Origin of the sequence: Paenibacillus sp. FSL K6-2524 (assembly GCF_038005525.1) — a bacterium.
Taxonomy (GTDB): Bacteria; Bacillota; Bacilli; order Paenibacillales; family Paenibacillaceae; genus Fontibacillus; species Fontibacillus anaericanus.
In genome coordinates this window covers 5,467,830-5,489,500 of the sequence record NZ_JBBOSP010000001.1, presented here as the reverse complement: position 1 = coordinate 5,489,500, position 21,671 = coordinate 5,467,830, and the positions used below count along the sequence as shown (strand labels likewise).

The window sequence follows — 21,671 nt, the reverse complement described above, 5'->3', positions numbered from 1 at the left end:
ATGCCACAGTTTCCCCTCTTATCAACAGGAAATCCCACGTAGTGGGGGACTACTCATTCCTACGTCCATTATTTTACCTAGAAAAAAGTTACAATTCGACCGATTACGTTTCCAAAAATTGGACCATACTTATTAAAGAACATACTTTATCAGGAGGTGAAGAGAGACATGATCAAAAAAGGTTTTTTTAGCGTGGTCGGTTTATGTGGAGCTTGGTTTGGATATACGGTAGGCGGGATGATAGGATTCTTTCCACAATTCCTCCAAACTTGGTTTGACGGAATGAACCCCATATCGAGTCACTTCATATTGGCGGTAACCGGAGCTTTTCTGTTCTTATTCTTGTTCTCAATAGGTGCGGGGGTCTTTTCCGCCCGGATAAGACGGTGGATTGAGGCATTGACCGTAATTCCAATGAGCGAAATGGCAGCCGGATCAGCTGGACTGACTGCGGGACTACTTCTTTCTTTAATGACTTACCCTATTTTGTCCTTGCTTGGATCTTTAGAGAGCTTTGCGCAGTTTGCTGTTTCGGCGCTGCTCGGCTACATAGGACTAACGGTTGCATTGGGGAAGAAAGAAGAACTGTCCTCATTCTGGAAATCAGGAAAATGGGGAAGTGGAACAGAGGGAAAAGAGCGGAAACTTGAGGAACATAAAATTTTGGATACAAGCGTAATTATTGATGGGCGGATAGCGGATATTTGCAAAACTGGCTTTATCGAAGGTACCATCGTTATCCCTGAATTCGTTCTGGAAGAACTGCAGCATATCGCGGATTCATCGGATCTGCTCAAGCGAAATAGGGGGCGCCGGGGCTTGGATATTTTGAATAAAATCCAGAAAGAGCTCGACGTTCAAGTTATGATCTATGAGGGAGATTTTGAGGATATATCTGAAGTGGATAGCAAACTCGTAAAACTTGCTAAAGTATTGCAGGGTAAAGTTGTTACTAATGACTTTAATCTCAATAAAGTGTGTGAGTTACAGGGGGTTTCGGTGCTCAATATTAACGATCTAGCTAATGCCGTTAAACCGGTCGTACTACCAGGTGAAGAGATCATGGTGCAGGTGATCAAGGACGGTAAGGAACATGGGCAAGGCGTTGCGTATTTGGATGATGGTACTATGATCGTGGTTGAAGGCGGTCGAGACTTTATTGGCAGCGTTACAGAAGTGTTAGTAACCAGTGTATTACAGACATCAGCGGGTCGTATGATATTTGCCAAACCAAAACTGTTGGAAAAAGCCCAGTAAATTCGGTATGATGGGTACAAATGCATGGCATCTTGGAGGGGAATCCAAAACCACGCATAATTCAGGCAGTGTAAGGCAGGGATCATGGTGACAGAAGTGAACACGGGAACAGGAGTTATTGTGGTGGCGGCAGGTCGGGGAACCCGCATGGGTAGTAAAGAGTCCAAACAGTATCTTATGCTGCAGGACAAGCCGATCGTCATCCATACGCTGGAGGTGTTCGACCGCCATCCGTTGATTACTGAGATTATATTAGTAACGGGTGCGCAGGATGTGGAACGCTGCTTATCATGGATTCATGAGTTCGGTATGACTAAAAAGATAAAAGTTATTGCGGGCGGCGCTGAGCGTCAGCATTCAGTTTACCAAGGGTTGCTTCATATGAATTCACCCTGGGTACTGGTGCATGACGGCGTTCGCCCTTTTGTCACGCAGCAACAGGTAACCTCATGCTATGAGGCAGCGGTTCAACATGGTGCAGCTGTTCTGGCAGTGCCTGTTAAGGATACGGTGAAACAAGTTGACGGCCAAGGATGGGTCACGGCTACACCTGACCGTCGCAGCTTGTGGGCGATTCAAACCCCGCAGGCTTTTCGACGTTCCGAATTAATACAAGCACATGAGGTTGCTGAGGCAGAGGGCTTTATAGGGACGGATGATTCCATGTTAATTGAGCGTTTGGGTGTTCAAGTGATGGTAGTGGAAGGTGGATATGCTAACATCAAGATTACAACACCGGAAGATTTGGATTACGCGGAATTTATCCGTATGAAAAAAGAATTAAAGGGAGAGGGCATAAAATGATTACTGTAGGACAAGGCTTTGATGTACATGAACTGGTTGAGGGAAGACCTTGTATTATTGGGGGGGTTACGATTCCTTTCGAGAAGGGACTAATGGGACATTCCGACGCTGACGTACTGCTGCATGCGGTGACCGATGCAATATTGGGAGCGCTTGGTCTGGGAGATATCGGACGCCATTTTCCTGATACCGATCCAAACTTTAAAGATGCAGACAGTTTGAAGTTACTGCAAGAAGTATGGGGTATGGCAAAAGAACGTGGATATCGTCTCGGAAATCTAGATGCCACGATTATCGCGCAACGTCCTAAGATGGCACCTTATATCCCGCAGATGGTTGACATTATAGCTGGAGCACTAGAATCACAGCCGCAGCAAGTCAACGTCAAAGCAACAACGACTGAACAACTTGGTTTTACTGGACGCGGAGAAGGCATTGCCTCTCAGTGTATTGTCTGCCTTGTTGCAGATGTGCTATCATCGTAAGATTGAATCAAAACTTTTAGGGGGGATTGTCATGACGGAAGTTCGTGTGCGTTACGCGCCGAGTCCGACGGGACACTTACATATCGGCAACGCAAGAACAGCGCTCTTCAACTATTTATTCGCTAGACATCACGGAGGCAAATTCATTATCCGAATAGAAGATACAGATGTGAAGCGCAACGTTGAAGGTGGGGAAGAGAACCAGTTCACTTATCTCAAATGGCTTGGTATTGAATGGGATGAGAGTGTTGACGTAGGCGGGGAGTATGGCCCTTACCGTCAAACGGAGCGTTTGGACCTTTATCGTACGTACTGGCAGGATTTGCTCGACCGTGGACTAGCTTATCGTTGTTATTGTACGGAAGAAGAATTAGAGCAAGAACGCGAAGAGCAGATAGCTCGGGGCGAGATGCCGCGTTATTCTGGGAAACACCGAGATCTGACATCGGAACAATGCGCTGCGTTCGAAGCAGAAGGTAGACAAGCTAGTATCCGTTTCCGCGTGCCAGAAGGACGCACCTTCACATTTGATGATCTAGTGAAGGGACCGATCTCATTCGAGTCAGACGTCAGCGGCGACTTTGTTATCGTGAAGAAAGATGGAATTCCGACTTACAACTTTGCAGTTGCACTCGATGACCATCTGATGAAAATTACACATGTACTACGTGGTGAAGACCATGTATCCAATACACCACGTCAGTTGATGATCTACGATGCGCTTGGCTGGGAGCCACCGATTTTTGGACATATGACACTGATTGTCGGAGAAAATCATAAGAAGTTGAGCAAACGCGACGGATCAGTCATTCAATTTATTGAGCAATATGATGAATTGGGTTATTTGCCGGAAGCCATGTTTAATTTCATCGCATTACTTGGCTGGTCACCGACAGGAGAGGAAGAGTTCTTCACGAAAGAAGAGCTGATTTCAATCTTTGATGCCGGGCGTTTATCACGTAGCCCTGCTTTGTTTGATAAGCAAAAGCTGGCTCACCTGAACAATCATTACATCAAGAATGCGGATACTGCGCGGATTGCTAAATTAGCTATTCCACACTTGCAGAAAGCCTCTCTCTTGCCTAATGATTTGACAGTAGAACAAGAAGATTGGGCGAATAAGTTGGTTGCCTTGTATCAAGAGCAGATGACGTCGGCTTCTGATATCGTCGAGCTGTCTGACCTATTCTTCCGAACTCATCTGGAACTGGATGATGAAGCAAACGCTGTGTTGTCCGAACCACAGGTTCCAACCGTGCTAAGCGCTTTTCTGAGCAAGGTGGAGGAACTTTCACCATTTGCACCAGAGAACATTGCAGCAGCGATCAAAGAAGTGCAGAAAGAAACTGGTTTCAAAGGCAAAGGCTTGTTCATGCCAATTCGTGTAGCTTTAACGGGGCAAATGCATGGACGTGATTTGAACCAGACGATCTACCTGCTTGGTCAGGAACTTACGATTGAACGTCTCAAGTTACAAATTAGTAAGCAACAGAGCTAACCCTCTTGTCAGCTTTATGGAATTTCGGGTAAGATAAGCACAAGAATCCTATTCTTGGCACAATATATCAAAATAAGAAATGCATAGATCGGGAGAAGTACGCAGGTGTCTGTATTTACCAGAGAGGATAACCGGGACTTTGAAGTGGATATTTAAGAAAGTATATTTTCAATTTATACTTTGCTTACTTTTCTACTTGGTTTCAGGCTGAAAGTTATCTAGGTACAGAGGGCGGAAATGCACCCGGGAGCTGCGGGATTGAGCGCGCGTAAAGCGTGGGTAGATCCTGACGTAATGTCCGCGTTAAGGACCCAAGGGGGAGGCTTCGAGTGCCACCGCTTATAATGAGCGGCTGTGATACAAGAAGAATCCAAGCAGAGTGGAACCGCGCGTAAGGCGTCTCTGTAGCGAAAGCTACAGGGGCGCTATTTTTGTTGGAATGATCAAAGGTTAAGGGTTAAGTGCAAGCCGGCATTGCATGGGAGAACAGGGGGAAGTTCTATGTTAAAGAGAATGAGGTCTGATATACAGGCTGTGTTTGATAACGATCCGGCTGCAAGAGGTTGGTTCGAGGTAATCTTCACTTATTCTGGACTCCATGCGATATGGAACCACCGGATGGCGCACTTTTTCTACCGGCATCATTGGTTCACGATTGCGCGAATTATCTCACAAGCTAGTCGCTTTTTTACCGGAATAGAGATTCATCCTGGTGCCAGAATCGGCAATCGATTGTTCATTGATCATGGCATGGGCGTCGTCATTGGTGAAACTTGCGAAATCGGTGATGATGTGGTTATCTATCAGGGAGTGACCTTGGGGGGAAGCGGTAAAGAGAAAGGGAAAAGGCATCCCACTATTGGCAATAATGTAGTGATTGGGTCGGGAGCGAAGATCTTAGGTTCATTTAAAATAGAAGATCAGTGCAACATTGGAGCAAATTCGGTAGTGCTGAAGGAGGTACCTTTTGGCAGTACGGTGGTAGGCATCCCAGGTAGAGTTGTTCGCCAGGGCGGGAAGCGCTTGGATCGATTAAGCCATCAGATGCCGGATCCCGTCGTTGATGCAATGGGATTGTTGCAGCGTGAGATTGAACAACTCCGGGTGGAAATGAAGAGTTTGAAAGAACAACTAGAGGCAGAGAAACTCCCGAAAGAGTAACCTCTTTCAATAATCATATGATTGAGAGGAAAGTGAATATGGCACTACAAATATACAACACGTTAACCCGAACGAAAGAGAAGTTCGAAAGCCAAGAGCCAGGAAAGGCTAGTATTTATGTCTGCGGTCCAACCGTATATGGATATATCCATATTGGAAATGCACGACCTGTGATTTTTTTCGATATCGTTCGTAGGTATTTAGAGAACCAAAATTATGAGGTCAATTATGTCGTCAATTTTACGGATGTGGATGATAAGCTAATCCGTAAGGCGGAGGAGATGAATACTTCTGTTTCTGATGTAGCGGAGACTTTTATTGAGGCTTATTATGCAGATTTAGAGGGTCTTGGCGTACCACGTGCCACAGCGAATCCTCGCGTAACGGATAATATGGGGATCATCATAGAATTTATAGAGGACCTGGAACGTAAAGGTTTTGCTTATGAAAATGGTGGAGATGTGTTCTTCCGCACCAATAAATTCGAAAGTTATGGTAAGCTGTCAGGCCAAAATATCGGTGAATTACAGTTTGGTATCCGAGTAGACGTAGATGAGCGCAAAGAAAATCCTGAAGACTTCGTATTGTGGAAGGCTGCCAAGCCGGGAGAAATCCATTGGAGCAGCCCTTGGGGTGAAGGACGTCCTGGTTGGCATATTGAATGCTCTGCGATGTCACGTCATCTACTTGGGGATACGATCGATATTCATGGGGGGGGACAGGATCTACAGTTTCCGCATCATGAGTGCGAAATTGCCCAATCCGAGGTTGTAACAGGCAAACCTCTTGCGAGATATTGGATGCATAACGGATATATTAATATCGATGGCGAAAAAATGTCGAAGTCACTGGGAAATGGCGTGCTTGTTAAAGACTTACGTAGCCATTATAAGCGTGAGGCATTGCGTTATTTTATGTTATCGACGCATTATCGCAATCAACTCAGCTTCACAGAAGAAACGATGACGCAAGTAGAGCGTAGTTTAGAGCGGATCACCAATGCGGTGGGCAATCTCCGCCACAGACTCGGTTCGGCTGCTAAGGAAAGCGCTGAAGTTACTCCAGAATGGAATGATAAGTTGCTTCAAATTGGTGCGACATTCCATGCCAAAATGCAAGATGATTTCAATACACCAGATGCGATTACAGCGATTTTCGAATGGGTTACTGAAGTAAATGGCTTATTGCAGCAAGCCGATGTAAGTCGTGCTGATTTGGAAGCGGCAGAGAAACTGTTCGCCGAAATGAATAGTATCTTGCGTATTGTAGCTGATACTGAATCGGAGTTATTAGACCAGGACATAGAGAACCTCATCACAGAGCGGGGGGAAGCACGCAAAGCTAAAAATTGGGCTCGTGCTGATGAAATCCGCGACTTGTTGGATGCTCAGGGAATTCTATTGGAAGATACGCCTCAGGGCATGAGATGGCGTCGTAAATGAGTACAAGCGACGAGAATACCCATGGTTTGTCGGAAGGGGCCCAGTCAAGCGCTGCGCCCCTTGGCGGAGGCGAGGGGGAGACTCTCTCTGCCAACTCTGCTGAGGCTACTGGACAAGATATGGCGCTAGCTGGAGGTATTGCCCTTGGGAATGGGGAGGTCTCACCGCTATGGTTCGCAGAGAAGCCATCCAAGCCCGCTCGGCTACTACCGCCGCTCGCTCTAGCCTATATAGGGGATGCCGTCTTCGAGGTGGCCGTTCGTCAACATGTTATGGCGCAGCTCAATTTGCGGCCGCATCACTTGCACGGACAGTCGACGAAGTATGTCGCTGCTAAAGCACAAGCTAAGCTACTGAGCTTACTCGAGCCTAATCTTACTGAGGATGAGAAAGATGTAGTGCGTCAGGGGCGCAATGCTAAATCAGGTGTACCGAAGAATGGAAACGTGATCGATTATCGGCATGCGACAGCATTTGAGAGCCTTGTTGGATACTTATACTACACTGGCGCGCACGAACGCCTTCGTAGTCTCATTTCATATGGATTTGACCTATTAGACTCAGAGACAAAGTCGATTTGAAAGTAATTTAGGTGCTTAATTTTTATCAGAACAAACATTAAACATAATATAAGAAAGATCCGAGGATCTTTCGCAGGAGGAATCACATGGAGGATCAAGACCAAGAATGGGTCGCTGGTAAGCACTCAATACTTGAAGCGCTGCGGGCTGGTCGTACGATCAATAAAATATGGGTCGCTGAAGGCGCTCAAAAACACCTTACCGGGCCTATTTTGACAGAGGCAAAGAAACAAGGAATCGTTGTTCAATTCGTTGATAAACGGAAGCTTGATCAAATGGTTCCAGATGTACAGCATCAAGGAGTTGTAGCTCAGGCTGCGCCGTATGCTTATGTAGGAGTCGAAGAATTGCTAGCTAAGGCAGCAGACAAAGGGGAACCTCCTTTTCTTCTTATTCTAGATGAAATTGAAGATCCTCATAATCTCGGCTCAATTTTACGTACTGCGGAATGTACAGGTGCTCATGGTGTTATTATTCCGAAGCGCAGATCTGCTGCAGTAACAGCAACAGTGTCGAAAACATCAGCTGGAGCAGTGGAGTATGTGCCTGTTGCACGAGTGACGAATCTGGCTCAATGTATTGAGGAATTGAAAGAAGCAGGCGTGTGGGTAGTGGGTACAGATGTTGATACCAAAGATGAGATGTATGGAAATGGTGGCAACGTACTTACAGGTCCTGTGGCGATTGTAATCGGGAATGAGAACAAAGGAATGGGACGTTTGATCCGCGAGAAGTGTGATGTGCTTCTCAAACTTCCAATGACGGGTCGTCTTAACTCCTTGAACGCATCGGTTGCTGCGGGAGTTGTGATGTACGAAGTGTTGCGTAGACGTCGCGCTGAGGGGTAGACAAAATGCGCGAAATGCGCGATGTGCTATTAGTTGATGGCTATAATATGATCGGAGGATGGCCAGAACTTGCGGCATTGTCCAGGATCGGTTTGCAGGAAGCGCGTGACCGACTGTTGGAGAGACTTGCTGATTACCAAGCCTTTTCCGGTATTAGAACCATCACCGTTTTTGATGCTTACCGGGTACCTGGACTCGGAAAGTCGTTTGCCCAGAATCAGCTAGAAGTACATTTCACCAAGGAGAAAGAAACGGCGGACGAATGCATTGAACGACTGGTGCGCGAACTAACACACAAACGGCGACAAATTTATGTTGCAACAAGCGATATGGTGGAACAACATGTCATTTTTGGACAGGGAGCACTACGGATATCAGCTCGCGAACTGCTAATTCAAGTGGAGAAAAGTGAGAAAGAAGTTCAGATGAAAATCGCCGATCGCAGCGTTAAATCAAGCCGTAATACAATTGATGATAAGCTGAGTCCGGAAGTAAAGCTAATGTTTGAAAGATGGCGAAGAGAATAGAGGAGTGTTCACCAAGTCATACTTTTTGGTACTCTTTGCTAGATCAACTTACATCTTTTGGTACTTTTGTTGTTGACGCTAATATGCACCGTAATATATACTGTTCGTATTACTTGACAGAGTGACGGGGCACCGTGCGTTGCAGCCGGAGGGATTTGTGGTGAGTGTCAATCTCGAGAAATGGGTAAGGTATGACTATGAGATCCAAAGTGACGAAGAAATTGTCGAATCGGTCCGTGAAGGTGACAGTGAAGCGCTAGAGTACTTAATTAATAAGTACCGGAGTTTCGTGCGCGCCAAAGCCAGATCCTATTTCTTAATCGGTGCTGATCGGGAAGATATCATTCAAGAAGGAATGATAGGGCTCTATAAATCGATCAGAGATTTCCGAGGGGATAAGCTTGCTTCATTCAAGGCGTTTGCCGAGTTATGTATAACACGTCAAATCATTACGGCGATCAAGACGGCGACACGGCAGAAACATATTCCATTGAACTCTTATGTATCTTTGGACAAGCCAATTTACGATGAGGATTCTGATCGGACGTTGCTTGATGTTATTTGTGGGTCCCAAGTGTGTGATCCCGAAGAGTTGATTATTAACCAGGAGGAGTTCATGGGCCTGGAGGACAAGATGTCCGAAATTCTCAGCGATCTGGAACGCAAAGTACTCATGCTTTATCTAGACGGGCGTTCATATCAGGAGATTGCAGTAGATTTGAAACGTCATGTTAAGTCCATTGATAATGCACTACAGCGTGTCAAACGTAAACTTGAGAAGTACCTAGAAGTTCGAGATGGTGATTTTTAATCTCTATTCTATAAGCTCAGAAGGTCAATACAAAAGATAGCTATTTTAATAGCTGTCTTTTTTTATATCATGATAAAAATTCCTATTAGTAAATTCAGGATGTTTTTGAGGTTTATCTTTAAAAGTGCAGTGTAATACTGTTTAATAGCTAATCCCAAAAGCTGTAAGCCTCGTTGACACGAATAGGTCCATTGTGATAAAGTGTTTTAGGTAGGCCCAATTTTTTATTTTAATTTTGGGTCAATATAGAGACATCTCATATTGTAGAATGTCTTCGGGAGGTGCACATCATGCGGGTAATTATTACGTTGGCTTGTACGAACTGTAAACAAAGAAACTACACGACAACGAAAAACAAGCGTAACCACCCCGACCGCATGGAGATGAAGAAATTTTGCAAGTTTTGTAACGAGCAAGTTTCTCATCGCGAAACCAGATAGTCTTTGGAGGTGTAGTCGCGCGTGAAACGAAGTTTCAAGTCGTTGTTTTCTTTTTTCTCCGAAAGCTGGGCAGAGCTTAAAAAGGTTCGCTGGCCTAATCGTAAAGAGCTGACCAATTATACGCTGATTGTGCTTGGTACAATTGCAGTTGTCGCGATTTATTTTTGGGTTCTTGACATCGGCATTTCTGCTGTGATCGAAGCGATAATTTAAGAAGGGTCCTTAGGTGGCTTGATATGGAAAAAAGATGGTACGTCGTTCATACCTATTCTGGGTATGAGAACAAAGTCAAAGCCAATTTAGAAAAGCGTGTCGAGTCTATGGGCATGGAAGACAAGATATTCCGCGTTCTTGTTCCGATGGAAGAAGAAGTGGTAAACAAAGACGGTAAGAAAAAGACTGTCATGCGTAAAGTTTACCCCGGATATGTCTTGGTGGAAATGGTCCAAACCGATGATTCTTGGTATGTTGTTCGCAATACACCAGGAGTTACTGGATTTGTCGGCTCTACAGGTTCTGGTTCCAAACCAACTGCTCTGCTTCCTGAAGAAGTAGAACAGATCCTTAAACATATGGGTATGGAAGAACCAAAACCAGTTATGGAGTTCGAACTCAAAGAATCCGTACGTATCAAAGTTGGTCCGTTTGCCAATTTCGTTGGTTCGATCGAAGAAATTCTGGTCGAGAAGAGCAAGGTCAAGGTTCACGTTAACATGTTTGGACGAGAAACCCCGCTTGAACTGGATTACACTCAAGTGGAGAAAATTTAGGGTTTCTTGTGTTTTACGTGGGAGGGGCTTCGGTTCCGTCTACCACTACTAGGGCAAGGAGGTGTCTTACATGGCGAAAAAGATTATCAAAGTTGTAAAGTTGCAGATCCCTGCAGCAAAAGCGAATCCTGCACCTCCGGTAGGTCCGGCATTGGGTCAAGCGGGTGTCAACATCATGGCATTCTGTAAAGAGTTCAACGCACGTACTGCCGATCAAGCAGGTTTGATTATTCCGGTTGAAATTTCGGTGTTTGAAGATCGCTCGTTTACTTTCATCACCAAAACTCCTCCGGCAGCCGTTCTACTTCGCGTTGCAGCGAAGATTGAGAAGGGTTCCGGTGAACCAAACAAGAAAAAAGTAGCTACTGTGAATCGCAACGTTGTTCGTGAAATCGCAGAGCAAAAAATGCCTGACCTTAACGCAGCTTCTGTTGAAGCAGCTATGCGTATGGTTGAAGGTACCGCCCGCAGCATGGGCATCACGATCCAAGACTAGTTTTTGGAGAGTACAAGCAACGGAAGTTGTTAATCTTGAAGTGAAGATAGCAACTGAAGTTGCCTCTGATAAATAAGTTTTCCTTTGGATAACTTATTTTTACAGAGATCAGTGGGAGGAATTTCCGCTAATACCACAAAGGAGGATGAATTCATGGCTAAGCACGGTAAGAAGTACCAAGAAGCTGTTAAGCTTATTGATAGCGAAGCAACTTATGAGCCTTTAGAAGCTGTTGAGTTGGTGAAAAAGGCAGCGACTGCAAAGTTCGACGAAACCGTTGAGATCGCAGTTCGTTTGGGTGTAGACCCTCGTAAACAAGACCAAGCTGTTCGTGGCGTAGTAGTTCTACCTCACGGTACAGGTAAAACACAACGCGTTTTGGTTTTTGCTAAAGGTGAGAAAGCGAAAGAAGCGGAAGCTGCTGGAGCTGACTATGTTGGCGATCAAGACGTAATTAACAAAATCCAACAAGGCTGGTTCGAGTTCGATGTTTGCGTAGCAACACCGGACATGATGAGTGAAGTTGGTAAATTGGGTCGTCTGCTTGGTGGTAAAGGTCTTATGCCTAACCCTAAAGCAGGTACAGTTACGTTTGACGTAGCTAAAGCGGTTCAAGAAATCAAAGCAGGTAAAATCGAGTATCGTCTAGACAAAGCAGGACAAATTCATGCACCGATCGGTAAAGTGTCTTTCACTACTGATCAATTGAACGAGAACCTTAAGGCTCTTGTTGATGCATTGAACCGGGCTAAACCGGCTGCTGCTAAAGGCGTTTACTTGAAGAACATTGCGATTTCTTCAACAATGGGCCCGAGCGCTCGTGTCAACACTTCTGTATACAGATAATACCACTCGCTTATAGTGAGTTAGGGATTGACATTATGGATGTCCCTGGGTATACTGAGAAAGTTGTTTTGATGTGAGAATTAAATTTGAATATGCTTACCGTAGACAGTAGGTGCCTTCGGGCTTAATTCCCTACCGAGGTGTTGTGATAGAACGTCAGTATTTTGCAGGTTTCTGCAAAAGATGATTTCATCAGGCCTTCGTGATTCTACGGAGGCTTTTTTAATGGGATAAGGCCTAGAAAATCTATCAGGAGGTGTACAGTTTGGCAAACGTAAAACTGATTCAAGCAAAACAGGAAGCTGTTGATGTTGTTACTGAGAAGTTGCGCAATAGCGTAACGACTGTAGTTGCAGATTACCGCGGACTTAACGTTACTCAAGTTACGGAACTTCGCAAACAGCTTCGTGAAGCTGGTGTGGAATTCCAAGTGCTTAAGAACTCGCTAGTTCGTCGTGCTACAGCTGCTGCAGAACTTTCTGAACTGGACGAAGTATTGGTTGGTCCTACAGCCGTTGCGTTCAGTACAGAAGACGCTGTAATTCCAGCGAAAATCATTAACGATTTCGCTAAGAAGAACGATGCTCTTAAAATAAAAGGTGGCGTGGTTGAAGGTAAGGTAGTAGGCGTTGATCAAATCAAAGCGCTTGCGGATCTTCCATCCCGCGATGGTCTCCTTTCCATGCTCCTCAGCGTGCTTCAAGCTCCAGTGCGCAACTTCGCACTTGCAGTCAAAGCCGTTGCAGAGAAAGAAGAAGGCAACGCAAGCGCGTAAACTTCTTCTGACTCAAGTGATTTAAAATAATCAACCAAATAAACTAATATAACGGAGGTTCAACCATGAGTAAAGAAACTATTTTGGAAGAAATCAAAGGTATGACCGTTCTTGAACTGAACGATCTTGTTAAAGCAATCGAAGAAGAATTTGGTGTAACTGCAGCAGCTCCAGTAGCAGCAGCAGGTGCCGCAGCTGTAGAAGCTGAAGAGCAATCCGAATTCGACGTAATTTTGAATGGTGCTGGCGCATCCAAAATCAACGTTATCAAAGTCGTTCGCGAAATTACAGGCCTAGGCTTGAAAGAAGCAAAAGACCTTGTTGACAATGCACCAAAACCAATCAAAGAAAAAGTTGGCAAAGAAGAAGCAGACGCAGTAAAAGCGAAATTGGAAGAAGCAGGCGCTTCTGTAGAAGTGAAGTAATTCCATCTCTGCTATACACAAACCCCTTGAATCAAATTCAAGGGGTTTTGTTTTAGTTAGAAGTAAGAATGAGAATGATAAATCTATTAAAACCGTTAACCGGAGGGAATGTAACAATGTCTGATCATTACTATACCAGTAAGCCGAAGGCTGATCATGACCGAAAGGTTTGGGAGACACAGCTAAAGGGGCAAGTATTCCGATTTGTAAGCGACGCAGGGGTATTCGCCAAGAGTGGTGTTGATTATGGCAGTAGGACATTAATTGAAGCAATGGAAATTCCGAAGGGTGCTCAGGTGCTAGATATCGGTTGTGGATACGGTCCTATAGGTCTAACAGCTGCAAAACTTGTTGTTCATGGGCATGTTACAATGATCGATGTTAACAGTCGGGCGGTAGAATTAGCACGAGAGAATGCTGCGCTGAACAAGGTGGATAATGTAACTGTATTAGAGAGTGATTTGTTTGAGGCACTGGGAGAACAAAAATTCGATGTTGTTCTGACTAATCCGCCAATTCGGGCAGGCAAAGAAACGGTACATGCTATTTTCGAAGGGGCTTCTGAACGGTTAAAGCAAGGGGGCACACTGTGGATTGTTATTCAGAAAAAGCAGGGGGCACCATCCGCACTTCGTAAACTGGAATCACTTTTTACGAAGGTGGAAGAAGTGACCAAGGATAAAGGATACCGAATATACAAGGCTACGAAGTAATGAAGTAGATAGAAAAGAATCAAAAGAAGAAGAGTTGAAAGATATAGGTTGACTTAGAAAATTGAATGTGATATTATTATAAAATGTCAGTATTAGGATGGTCTTTGTGACTTTAGTTTGCTGAAATGTCAAGAGTTTTACGAGAACAATGCATTAAATCATATTGTTTGACGTATAATATGCACATTTTGGGCAAATCTACTGAATACGAGGACATCAGGGCAGAAGTGTCACAGATAATGGTGCTCTTTTTTCGAAAGCATTCGATAAGGGCTTTTCTTTATTTGTGGATGAATCCGTTGTTCTTGAACCTATTATAAGGGTACAAACACGGGTTCGCAATCAATTTTTTAAAGTGAGTAGACATGAGGGGTGAGTTAAAGTTGGCAGGACATCTTGTTCAATATGGTCGACGCACTCGGCGAAGTTATGCGCGAATTAACGAGGTACTCGAAATTCCGAACCTGATCGAGATCCAACAGAAATCGTATGAATGGTTCTTGGAAGAGGGCCTACGGGAAATGTTTCATGACATTTCGCCGATTCAGGATTTCACGGGGAATTTGGTGTTGGAATTTATCGATTACAGCCTGGGCGAACCAAAGTATACAGTAGACGACGCGAAAGAACGTGACGTGACATATGCGGCGCCGCTTAGGGTTAAAGTCCGGCTCATTAATAAGGAAACCGGCGAAGTTAAAGAGCAGGAAGTGTTCATGGGAGATTTCCCATTGTTGACGGAAACCGGCACTTTTATTATTAATGGTGCAGAACGGGTTATTGTCAGCCAATTGGTTCGCTCTCCTAGCGTCTATTTCAACACGAAAGTAGATAAAAACGGTAAGAAAACATATGCTGCTACGGTTATTCCTAACCGCGGTGCATGGCTGGAACTTGAGACGGATGCGAAGGATATTGTATATGTTCGTATCGACCGTACTCGTAAAATTCCAGTTACCGTACTACTCCGTTCGCTTGGGTTTGGGACGGACGCAGAAATCTTAGATTTGCTCGGAAACGATGAATATATCCGTAACACCTTGGATAAAGACAACACGGATTCGACGGAGAAAGCTCTCATTGAAATTTACGAGCGTCTTCGTCCGGGTGAACCTCCGACTCTCGATAATGCGAAGAGTCTATTGGTGGCGCGTTTCTTTGATCCAAAACGTTATGATCTGGCCAATGTAGGCCGCTATAAGGTAAATAAGAAGCTTCATATTAAGAATCGTCTTTTCAACCAGCGTCTTGCTGAGAGTCTTATTGACATCAGTACAGGTGAAATTATCGCGGAAGCAGGCCAAATGGTCGATCGGCGTTTGCTGGATGAAATACTCCCTTATTTGGAGAATGGCGTAGGTTTCAAAAACTACCATGTTGCTAACGGTGTTCTTGATGCTAATGATGTGCCGCTCCAAACTATCGACATTTTCTCGCCGATTGAAGATGGGAAAGTAGTTAAGGTTATTGCGAATTGTAATATCGACAAGTCAGTGAAACATATCACGCCTGCTGATATCATTTCGTCAATCAGTTACTTCTTGAATTTGCTACACGGTATTGGTAGCACGGATGATATCGATCATCTTGGCAACCGCCGTCTGCGTTCCGTAGGTGAACTGCTTCAGAACCAGTTCCGTATTGGTTTGTCACGGATGGAACGTGTTGTACGCGAGAGAATGTCAATTCAGGATGCTAATGTTATCACGCCTCAAGCGTTGATTAACATACGCCCTGTAATTGCTTCAATTAAAGAGTTCTTTGGTAGCTCCCAGTTGTCACAGTTTATGGATCAGACGAACCCACTTGCAGAATTGACGCATAAACGTCGTCTGTCAGCCCTAGGACCCGGCGGTTTGACGCGGGAACGTGCGGGCTTTGAAGTACGGGACGTCCATCATTCACACTATGGCCGGATGTGTCCAATCGAGACTCCAGAAGGACCGAACATTGGGTTGATTAACTCATTGTCTACATTTGCTCGCATTAATGAGTATGGCTTCATTGAAGCTCCATACCGTTGGGTAGATCCGAAGACAGCGAAAGTTACGGATCAAATTGCTTATGTAACTGCCGATGAGGAAGACAACTATATCATCGCTCAAGCGAACGCTATCCTTAACGAGGATGGTACGTTCCAAGATGAGAATGTTATCGTTCGTTACAATAAACAAGCAGACAACATCCTGACAATGCCAAGTGATCGTGTAGATTACATGGACGTTTCTCCTAAACAGGTTGTATCCGTAGCTACGGCGCTCATCCCGTTCCTAGAGAACGATGACTCTAACCGTGCGCTAATGGGATCAAACATGCAACGCCAAGCGGTACCTCTTCTTATACCAAAAGCCCCGCTCGTGGGAACAGGTATGGAGCATAAGTCTGCTAAAGATTCCGGCGTATGTATTGTGTCCAAATACGATGGTATTATCGAACGTTCTGCAGCTAATGAAATTTGGTTGCGTCGGATCGAGACTGTAGACGGCAAGGAAGTCAAAGGCGACCTTGTTAAACATAAATTGCACAAATTTATGCGTTCTAACCAAGGGACATGCATCAACCAACGTCCAATCGTTAAACACGGAGATGTAGTCAAAGCAGGAGATATTCTTGCGGATGGACCATCAACGGAAATGGGCGAATTGGCACTTGGACGAAACGTAGTCGTTGCCTTCATGACTTGGGAAGGTTACAACTATGAGGATGCAATCCTACTGAGTGAGAAGCTTGTGAAAGAAGACGTGTATACGTCAATTCACATTGAAGAATACGAGTCTGAAGCCCGTGATACGAAGCTTGGACCGGAAGAAATCACTCGTGATATTCCAAACGTAGGTGAAGAAGCGCTTCGTAACCTTGACGAACGCGGTATTATCCGTGTTGGTGCTGAAATTGGTGCAGGTGACATCTTGGTTGGTAAAGTAACACCTAAAGGGGTTACAGAACTGACTGCAGAAGAACGCCTTCTACATGCGATTTTCGGTGAGAAAGCTCGCGAAGTGCGTGATACTTCCCTTCGAGTGCCTCATGGTACTGACGGTATTGTCGTTGACGTTAAAGTGTTCACTCGTGAGAATGGCGATGAATTGCCACCAGGTGTGAACCAACTCGTTCGGGTATATATTGCCCAAAAACGTAAAATATCCGAAGGTGACAAAATGGCAGGACGTCACGGTAATAAGGGTGTCGTAGCTCGTATTTTACCTGAAGAGGATATGCCGTTTATGCCTGATGGTACACCAGTTCAAGTCGTGCTTAACCCACTAGGGGTTCCGTCACGGATGAACATTGGTCAGGTATTGGAGATCCATCTAGGTATGGCAGCTCTTCGTCTCGGTATTCACGTAGCAACACCAGTATTTGATGGTGCTAGTGAGTACGACGTATTTGATGCAATGGAAGAAGCAGGCATGCAGCGTAATGGTAAGACTGTGTTGTACGATGGTCGCACGGGGGATCGCTTTGAACGCGAAGTAACCGTCGGTGTCATGCACATGATCAAACTGGCGCACATGGTTGATGATAAAATCCATGCCCGTTCAACTGGACCATACTCACTCGTTACGCAACAGCCTCTGGGCGGTAAAGCTCAGTTTGGTGGACAGCGCTTCGGAGAGATGGAAGTGTGGGCGCTTGAAGCTTATGGCGCCGCGTATACACTGCAGGAAATTTTAACAGTTAAATCCGATGACGTGGTTGGTCGGGTGAAAACCTACGAATCTATCGTCAAAGGTGAAAATGTGCCAGAACCTGGCGTACCGGAATCCTTCAAGGTCTTGATCAAAGAGCTTCAAAGTTTAGGGATGGATGTTAAAATCCTGAGCGAAAACGAAGAAGAGATTGAGATGAAAGAAATGGACGATGAAGATGATGCGGCAGGAGATAAATTGAGCCTGAACTTAGAGGGCGCGGAAGTCGGCGCAGAATAACATCCTGACGGCCTATGCTGTCGTGTGATGAAGATTTTCGCAGTGGAAGCTGCCTTATTGGACAATCGGCCTGCCACTTGGCGGCCGATGTTTCCAAAATAGATAGATTGAATTAGGGAGACCGTGGAGACACAGTCTTTCGTTCACTCTATCCAGATTGTTAATATCAGGACTTGGTTAAGGAGGGATGCTCCTTGTTGGACGTTAACAACTTCGAGTTTATGAAAATTGGGCTTGCTTCCCCAGATAAAATTCGTTCTTGGTCCCGCGGAGAAGTCAAGAAACCGGAAACAATTAACTACCGTACATTGAAACCGGAAAAGGAAGGGCTCTTTTGCGAGAAGATATTTGGCCCGACCAAAGACTGGGAATGTCATTGCGGTAAATATAAGCGTGTCCGTTATAAAGGCGTTGTCTGCGATCGCTGCGGCGTTGAAGTTACAAGAGCTAAAGTACGTCGTGAACGTATGGGGCATATTGAGCTTGCTGCACCAGTTTCGCATATTTGGTATTTCAAAGGGATTCCATCCCGTATGGGTCTTGCACTCGACATGTCGCCACGTTCTTTAGAAGAGATTATTTACTTTGCATCTTATGTAGTAACGGATCCAGGTGAAACTCCTCTTGAGAAAAAGCAGCTTCTGTCCGAGAAAGAATACCGTAGCTATCGTGAAAAGTATGGTTATGGTTTCCATGCTGGTATGGGTGCTGAAGCTGTGAAGAAATTGCTTCAGGATATCGATATTGAAAAAGATTTAGAGTTTCTTAAGGAAGAGTTGCGTACGGCTCAAGGACAACGTCGTAACCGTGCTATCAAACGTCTAGAAGTTATCGAGGCATTCCGCAATTCTGGTAACGAACCAGAATGGATGATCCTTGATGTACTTCCAGTTATTCCACCGGAACTTCGTCCGATGGTTCAACTTGATGGTGGACGTTTCGCGACTTCTGACTTAAATGACTTGTATCGTCGTGTAATTAACCGCAACAACCGACTGAAACGACTTCTTGATCTCGGTGCACCAGATATTATCGTGCAAAATGAGAAACGGATGCTCCAAGAAGCGGTTGATGCTTTGATCGATAACGGCCGTCGTGGTCGTCCAGTAACAGGTCCAGGTAACCGTCCACTTAAATCCCTCAGCCACATGCTGAAAGGTAAACAAGGACGTTTCCGTCAGAACTTGCTCGGTAAACGGGTCGACTATTCTGGTCGTTCAGTTATCGTAGTAGGACCTTATCTCAAAATGTACCAATGTGGTCTTCCGAAGGAAATGGCGCTTGAACTATTCAAACCGTTTGTAATGAAAGAACTGGTCAACAAAGGACTGGCTCATAACATTAAGAGCGCGAAGAGAAAAGTAGAACGTGTCAGCCCAGAAGTATGGGATGTATTGGAAGAAGTCATTAGAGAGCATCCGGTTCTTCTGAACCGTGCACCAACACTTCACCGTCTCGGTATTCAAGCATTTGAACCGATTTTGGTTGAAGGCCGTGCAATTCGTCTTCACCCACTCGTATGTACAGCATATAACGCTGACTTTGACGGTGACCAAATGGCGGTTCACGTACCGTTGTCTGCGGAAGCTCAGGCAGAAGCTCGCATATTGATGCTAGCTTCCGGTAACATCCTGAACCCTAAAGACGGCAAACCAGTAGTTACGCCTTCACAGGATATGGTCCTTGGTTCTTTCTATCTAACGATGGATAACAAAGAAGCTAAAGGTACTGGCATGATTCTCCGCTCGGTAAACGAAGCGGTATCAGCATACCAACGTGGTACAGCTGAACTACATGCACGTGTTGCTATTCCTGCTAAAGCGCTCAACAAAACTGGATTCACAGAAGCACAACAAAATGCGTTGCTTATTACTACTGTGGGTAAGATTATCTTTAATGAAATCTTCCCATCCACATTCCCATATATTAACGATGCGACTCGTGCGAACTTGTTCCAAGGGACACCTGATCACTTCTTTATCTTTGATAAGGGCGCTAATATTACGGAACGTATCAATGAAGCACCTCAAGCTAATGGGATAGGTAAAGAGTATCTGGGCGAAATTATCGGTCGATGCTTTGAAATTTATCACACTACGGAAACTTCAGTGATCCTGGATAGAATTAAGCAAACTGGATTTACTTATTCTACCCGTTCCGGTGTTAGTATTGCGGTTTCTGACGTTATTGTTCCAGATGAAAAACCGGCTATTCTTCACGAGTCTGATGAGAAAGTCCGTGTCGTTACGAATCAATACCGTCGTGGTTTGATTACAAACGAAGAGCGGTATGACCGTGTTATTGCAATCTGGGGTAAAACTAAAGATCAAATTACCGAAGTATTGATGAAATCGATGGATCGTTACAATTCCATCATGCTCATGGTTGACTCCAAAGCACGGGGTAACAAATCGCAGATTACTCAGCTCGGCGGTATGCGTGGTTTGATGGCCAACCCATCAGGACGTATCATCGAGTTGCCAATCAAATCGAACTTCCGTGAAGGACTAACCGTCCTCGAGTACTTCCTTTCGACGCATGGTGCTCGTAAAGGTTTGGCGGATACTGCACTACGGACAGCTGACTCTGGTTACTTGACTCGTCGTCTCGTAGACGTTGCACAAGATGTGATCGTGCGCGAAGAGGATTGTGGCACGGATAAAGGCTTCTCTGTTAGTGTCATCCAAGACGGTAAAGAGGTTATTGAGGATCTGTATGACCGGATCGAAGGACGTTACTCTTTCGAAACGATCAAGCATCCTGAGACCGGTGCGGTTATTGCTCAGCGCAACGAACTGATCGATTCCGACAAAGCACATGAGATCGTCAATGCTGGCGTTACTAAACTGCAAATTCGTTCGGTACTTAGTTGCCGTGCTCGCCATGGCGTGTGTAAGAAATGCTACGGTCGTAACTTGGCTACAGGCAAACATGTTGAAATTGGTGAAGCAGTTGGTATCATCGCTGCACAATCTATCGGAGAACCGGGAACTCAGCTCACCATGCGTACGTTCCATACCGGGGGCGTTGCGGGTGATGATATTACGCAAGGTTTGCCGCGTATCGTCGAAATGTTTGAGGCACGGAATCCGAAAGGTCAAGCGACAATCAGTGAAATTGATGGTGTCGTGAAGGAAATTCGTGAAGCTAAGGACCGTCGTGAAGTTGAGGTTCAAGGTGAAGCTGAAACGAAGATCTACTCTGTTACCTACGGTTCTCGTCTTCGTGTTAGCGAAGGTCAGGAAATTGAAGCCGGTGATGAACTCACCGATGGTTCAATTGATCCGAAGGAAATCCTACGTATCAAAGGTATTCGTGGCGTACAGAACTACATTCTACAAGAAGTACAACGCGTATACCGTAATCAGGGCGTAGAAATTAATGATAAGCACATCGAAGTTATGATCAAGCAAATGTTGCGCAAAATCCGCATAGTTGATGCGGGAGATACGCCGCTTCTGCCAGGAGCATACGTCGATTTGCATGAATATGAAAGAGCAAACAAAGAAGCTATTCTGTCCGACAAAGAACCAGCTGTGGCCAAACCGGTCCTTCTGGGGATTACGAAGGCATCGCTCGAAACAGACTCATTCTTGTCTGCAGCTTCCTTCCAGGAAACTACACGGGTACTTACCGATGCAGCAATCAAAGGCAAAGTGGATAAATTGCTCGGCCTGAAAGAGAATGTTATTATCGGTAAACTGATTCCAGCGGGTACAGGAATGAATCGTTACCGCAGTATTCAGTTTGAAGAACCAGAGAATGATCTAACTGCTTCAAAAGGTTTAGAACCTGTTTCTGTTGAATAGTTCTAGACTGTAAGAGACAGCGGCGCGGCCAGTCAGTGTTGTAGCTGATCTGTG

At 45.1% G+C, this 21,671-nt stretch carries 20 protein-coding genes and 1 other annotated feature; all 20 genes read left to right on the top strand.

The window, feature by feature from the left end:
• Positions 1–168 precede the first annotated feature (168 nt).
• The 20 genes from NST85_RS25680 (at position 169) to rpoC (ending at position 21,617) form a co-directional block, all read left to right on the top strand.
• On the top strand, positions 169–1,257 hold the full coding sequence (locus NST85_RS25680; RefSeq protein ID WP_341190760.1) for a PIN/TRAM domain-containing protein: 1,089 nt from the start codon (positions 169–171) through the stop codon (positions 1,255–1,257).
• A 96-nt stretch (positions 1,258–1,353) separates the two neighbouring features.
• Positions 1,354–2,061 carry a 2-C-methyl-D-erythritol 4-phosphate cytidylyltransferase gene (gene ispD, locus NST85_RS25675; RefSeq protein WP_445671189.1) on the top strand — a complete coding sequence of 236 codons (708 nt, stop codon included), beginning with the start codon at positions 1,354–1,356 and terminating at the stop codon, positions 2,059–2,061.
• Positions 2,058–2,546 carry a 2-C-methyl-D-erythritol 2,4-cyclodiphosphate synthase gene (ispF, locus tag NST85_RS25670; protein ID WP_341190758.1) on the top strand — a complete coding sequence of 163 codons (489 nt, stop codon included), beginning with the start codon at positions 2,058–2,060 and terminating at the stop codon, positions 2,544–2,546. Before ispD ends, ispF begins: the two co-directional genes overlap by 4 nt.
• A gap of 31 nt (positions 2,547–2,577) precedes the next feature.
• Positions 2,578–4,044: a glutamate--tRNA ligase gene (gene gltX / locus NST85_RS25665; protein ID WP_341190757.1), complete on the top strand. Its 1,467-nt coding sequence runs from the start codon at positions 2,578–2,580 to the stop codon at positions 4,042–4,044.
• 501 nt (positions 4,045–4,545) lie between these two features.
• Positions 4,546–5,205, top strand: a complete 660-nt coding sequence (cysE, locus tag NST85_RS25660; RefSeq protein WP_341190756.1) for a serine O-acetyltransferase — start codon at positions 4,546–4,548, stop codon at positions 5,203–5,205.
• A 38-nt stretch (positions 5,206–5,243) separates the two neighbouring features.
• On the top strand, positions 5,244–6,647 hold the full coding sequence (gene cysS / locus NST85_RS25655) for a cysteine--tRNA ligase (RefSeq protein WP_341190755.1): 1,404 nt from the start codon (positions 5,244–5,246) through the stop codon (positions 6,645–6,647).
• A gap of 119 nt (positions 6,648–6,766) precedes the next feature.
• Positions 6,767–7,228 carry a Mini-ribonuclease 3 gene (locus tag NST85_RS25650; protein ID WP_127194444.1) on the top strand — a complete coding sequence of 154 codons (462 nt, stop codon included), beginning with the start codon at positions 6,767–6,769 and terminating at the stop codon, positions 7,226–7,228.
• Positions 7,229–7,314: 86 nt separating this feature from the next.
• Entirely contained in the window at positions 7,315–8,076 is a 762-nt protein-coding gene (rlmB, locus tag NST85_RS25645; RefSeq protein ID WP_127194389.1) for a 23S rRNA (guanosine(2251)-2'-O)-methyltransferase RlmB, read from the top strand.
• A gap of 5 nt (positions 8,077–8,081) precedes the next feature.
• Positions 8,082–8,603 carry an NYN domain-containing protein gene (locus NST85_RS25640; protein WP_127194390.1) on the top strand — a complete coding sequence of 174 codons (522 nt, stop codon included), beginning with the start codon at positions 8,082–8,084 and terminating at the stop codon, positions 8,601–8,603.
• Between the two features lie 160 nt (positions 8,604–8,763).
• Positions 8,764–9,414 (top strand): RNA polymerase sporulation sigma factor SigH, encoded by a 651-nt coding sequence (sigH, locus tag NST85_RS25635; RefSeq protein WP_127194391.1) that lies wholly within the window; start codon positions 8,764–8,766, stop codon positions 9,412–9,414.
• A 290-nt stretch (positions 9,415–9,704) separates the two neighbouring features.
• On the top strand, positions 9,705–9,854 hold the full coding sequence (gene rpmG, locus NST85_RS25630; protein ID WP_341190754.1) for a 50S ribosomal protein L33: 150 nt from the start codon (positions 9,705–9,707) through the stop codon (positions 9,852–9,854).
• 21 nt (positions 9,855–9,875) lie between these two features.
• Positions 9,876–10,067, top strand: a complete 192-nt coding sequence (gene secE, locus NST85_RS25625; RefSeq protein WP_127194392.1) for a preprotein translocase subunit SecE — start codon at positions 9,876–9,878, stop codon at positions 10,065–10,067.
• Between the two features lie 23 nt (positions 10,068–10,090).
• Entirely contained in the window at positions 10,091–10,624 is a 534-nt protein-coding gene (nusG, locus tag NST85_RS25620; RefSeq protein WP_127194393.1) for a transcription termination/antitermination protein NusG, read from the top strand.
• Positions 10,625–10,694: 70 nt separating this feature from the next.
• A complete protein-coding gene (rplK, locus tag NST85_RS25615; RefSeq protein WP_127194394.1) occupies positions 10,695–11,120 on the top strand; it encodes a 50S ribosomal protein L11 in 426 nt (141 codons plus the stop codon).
• 153 nt (positions 11,121–11,273) lie between these two features.
• Entirely contained in the window at positions 11,274–11,966 is a 693-nt protein-coding gene (gene rplA, locus NST85_RS25610; protein ID WP_127194395.1) for a 50S ribosomal protein L1, read from the top strand.
• Between the two features lie 81 nt (positions 11,967–12,047).
• Positions 12,048–12,199: a sequence feature (ribosomal protein L10 leader region), on the top strand.
• A gap of 32 nt (positions 12,200–12,231) precedes the next feature.
• A complete protein-coding gene (gene rplJ, locus NST85_RS25605; protein WP_127194396.1) occupies positions 12,232–12,741 on the top strand; it encodes a 50S ribosomal protein L10 in 510 nt (169 codons plus the stop codon).
• A 65-nt stretch (positions 12,742–12,806) separates the two neighbouring features.
• A complete protein-coding gene (gene rplL, locus NST85_RS25600) occupies positions 12,807–13,166 on the top strand; it encodes a 50S ribosomal protein L7/L12 (protein WP_127194397.1) in 360 nt (119 codons plus the stop codon).
• Between the two features lie 116 nt (positions 13,167–13,282).
• On the top strand, positions 13,283–13,879 hold the full coding sequence (locus tag NST85_RS25595; protein WP_127194398.1) for a class I SAM-dependent methyltransferase: 597 nt from the start codon (positions 13,283–13,285) through the stop codon (positions 13,877–13,879).
• Positions 13,880–14,262: 383 nt separating this feature from the next.
• A complete protein-coding gene (rpoB, locus tag NST85_RS25590) occupies positions 14,263–17,808 on the top strand; it encodes a DNA-directed RNA polymerase subunit beta (protein ID WP_341190753.1) in 3,546 nt (1,181 codons plus the stop codon).
• A 194-nt stretch (positions 17,809–18,002) separates the two neighbouring features.
• Positions 18,003–21,617, top strand: a complete 3,615-nt coding sequence (gene rpoC / locus NST85_RS25585) for a DNA-directed RNA polymerase subunit beta' (protein WP_127194400.1) — start codon at positions 18,003–18,005, stop codon at positions 21,615–21,617.
• The last annotated feature ends 54 nt before the right edge of the window (positions 21,618–21,671 follow it).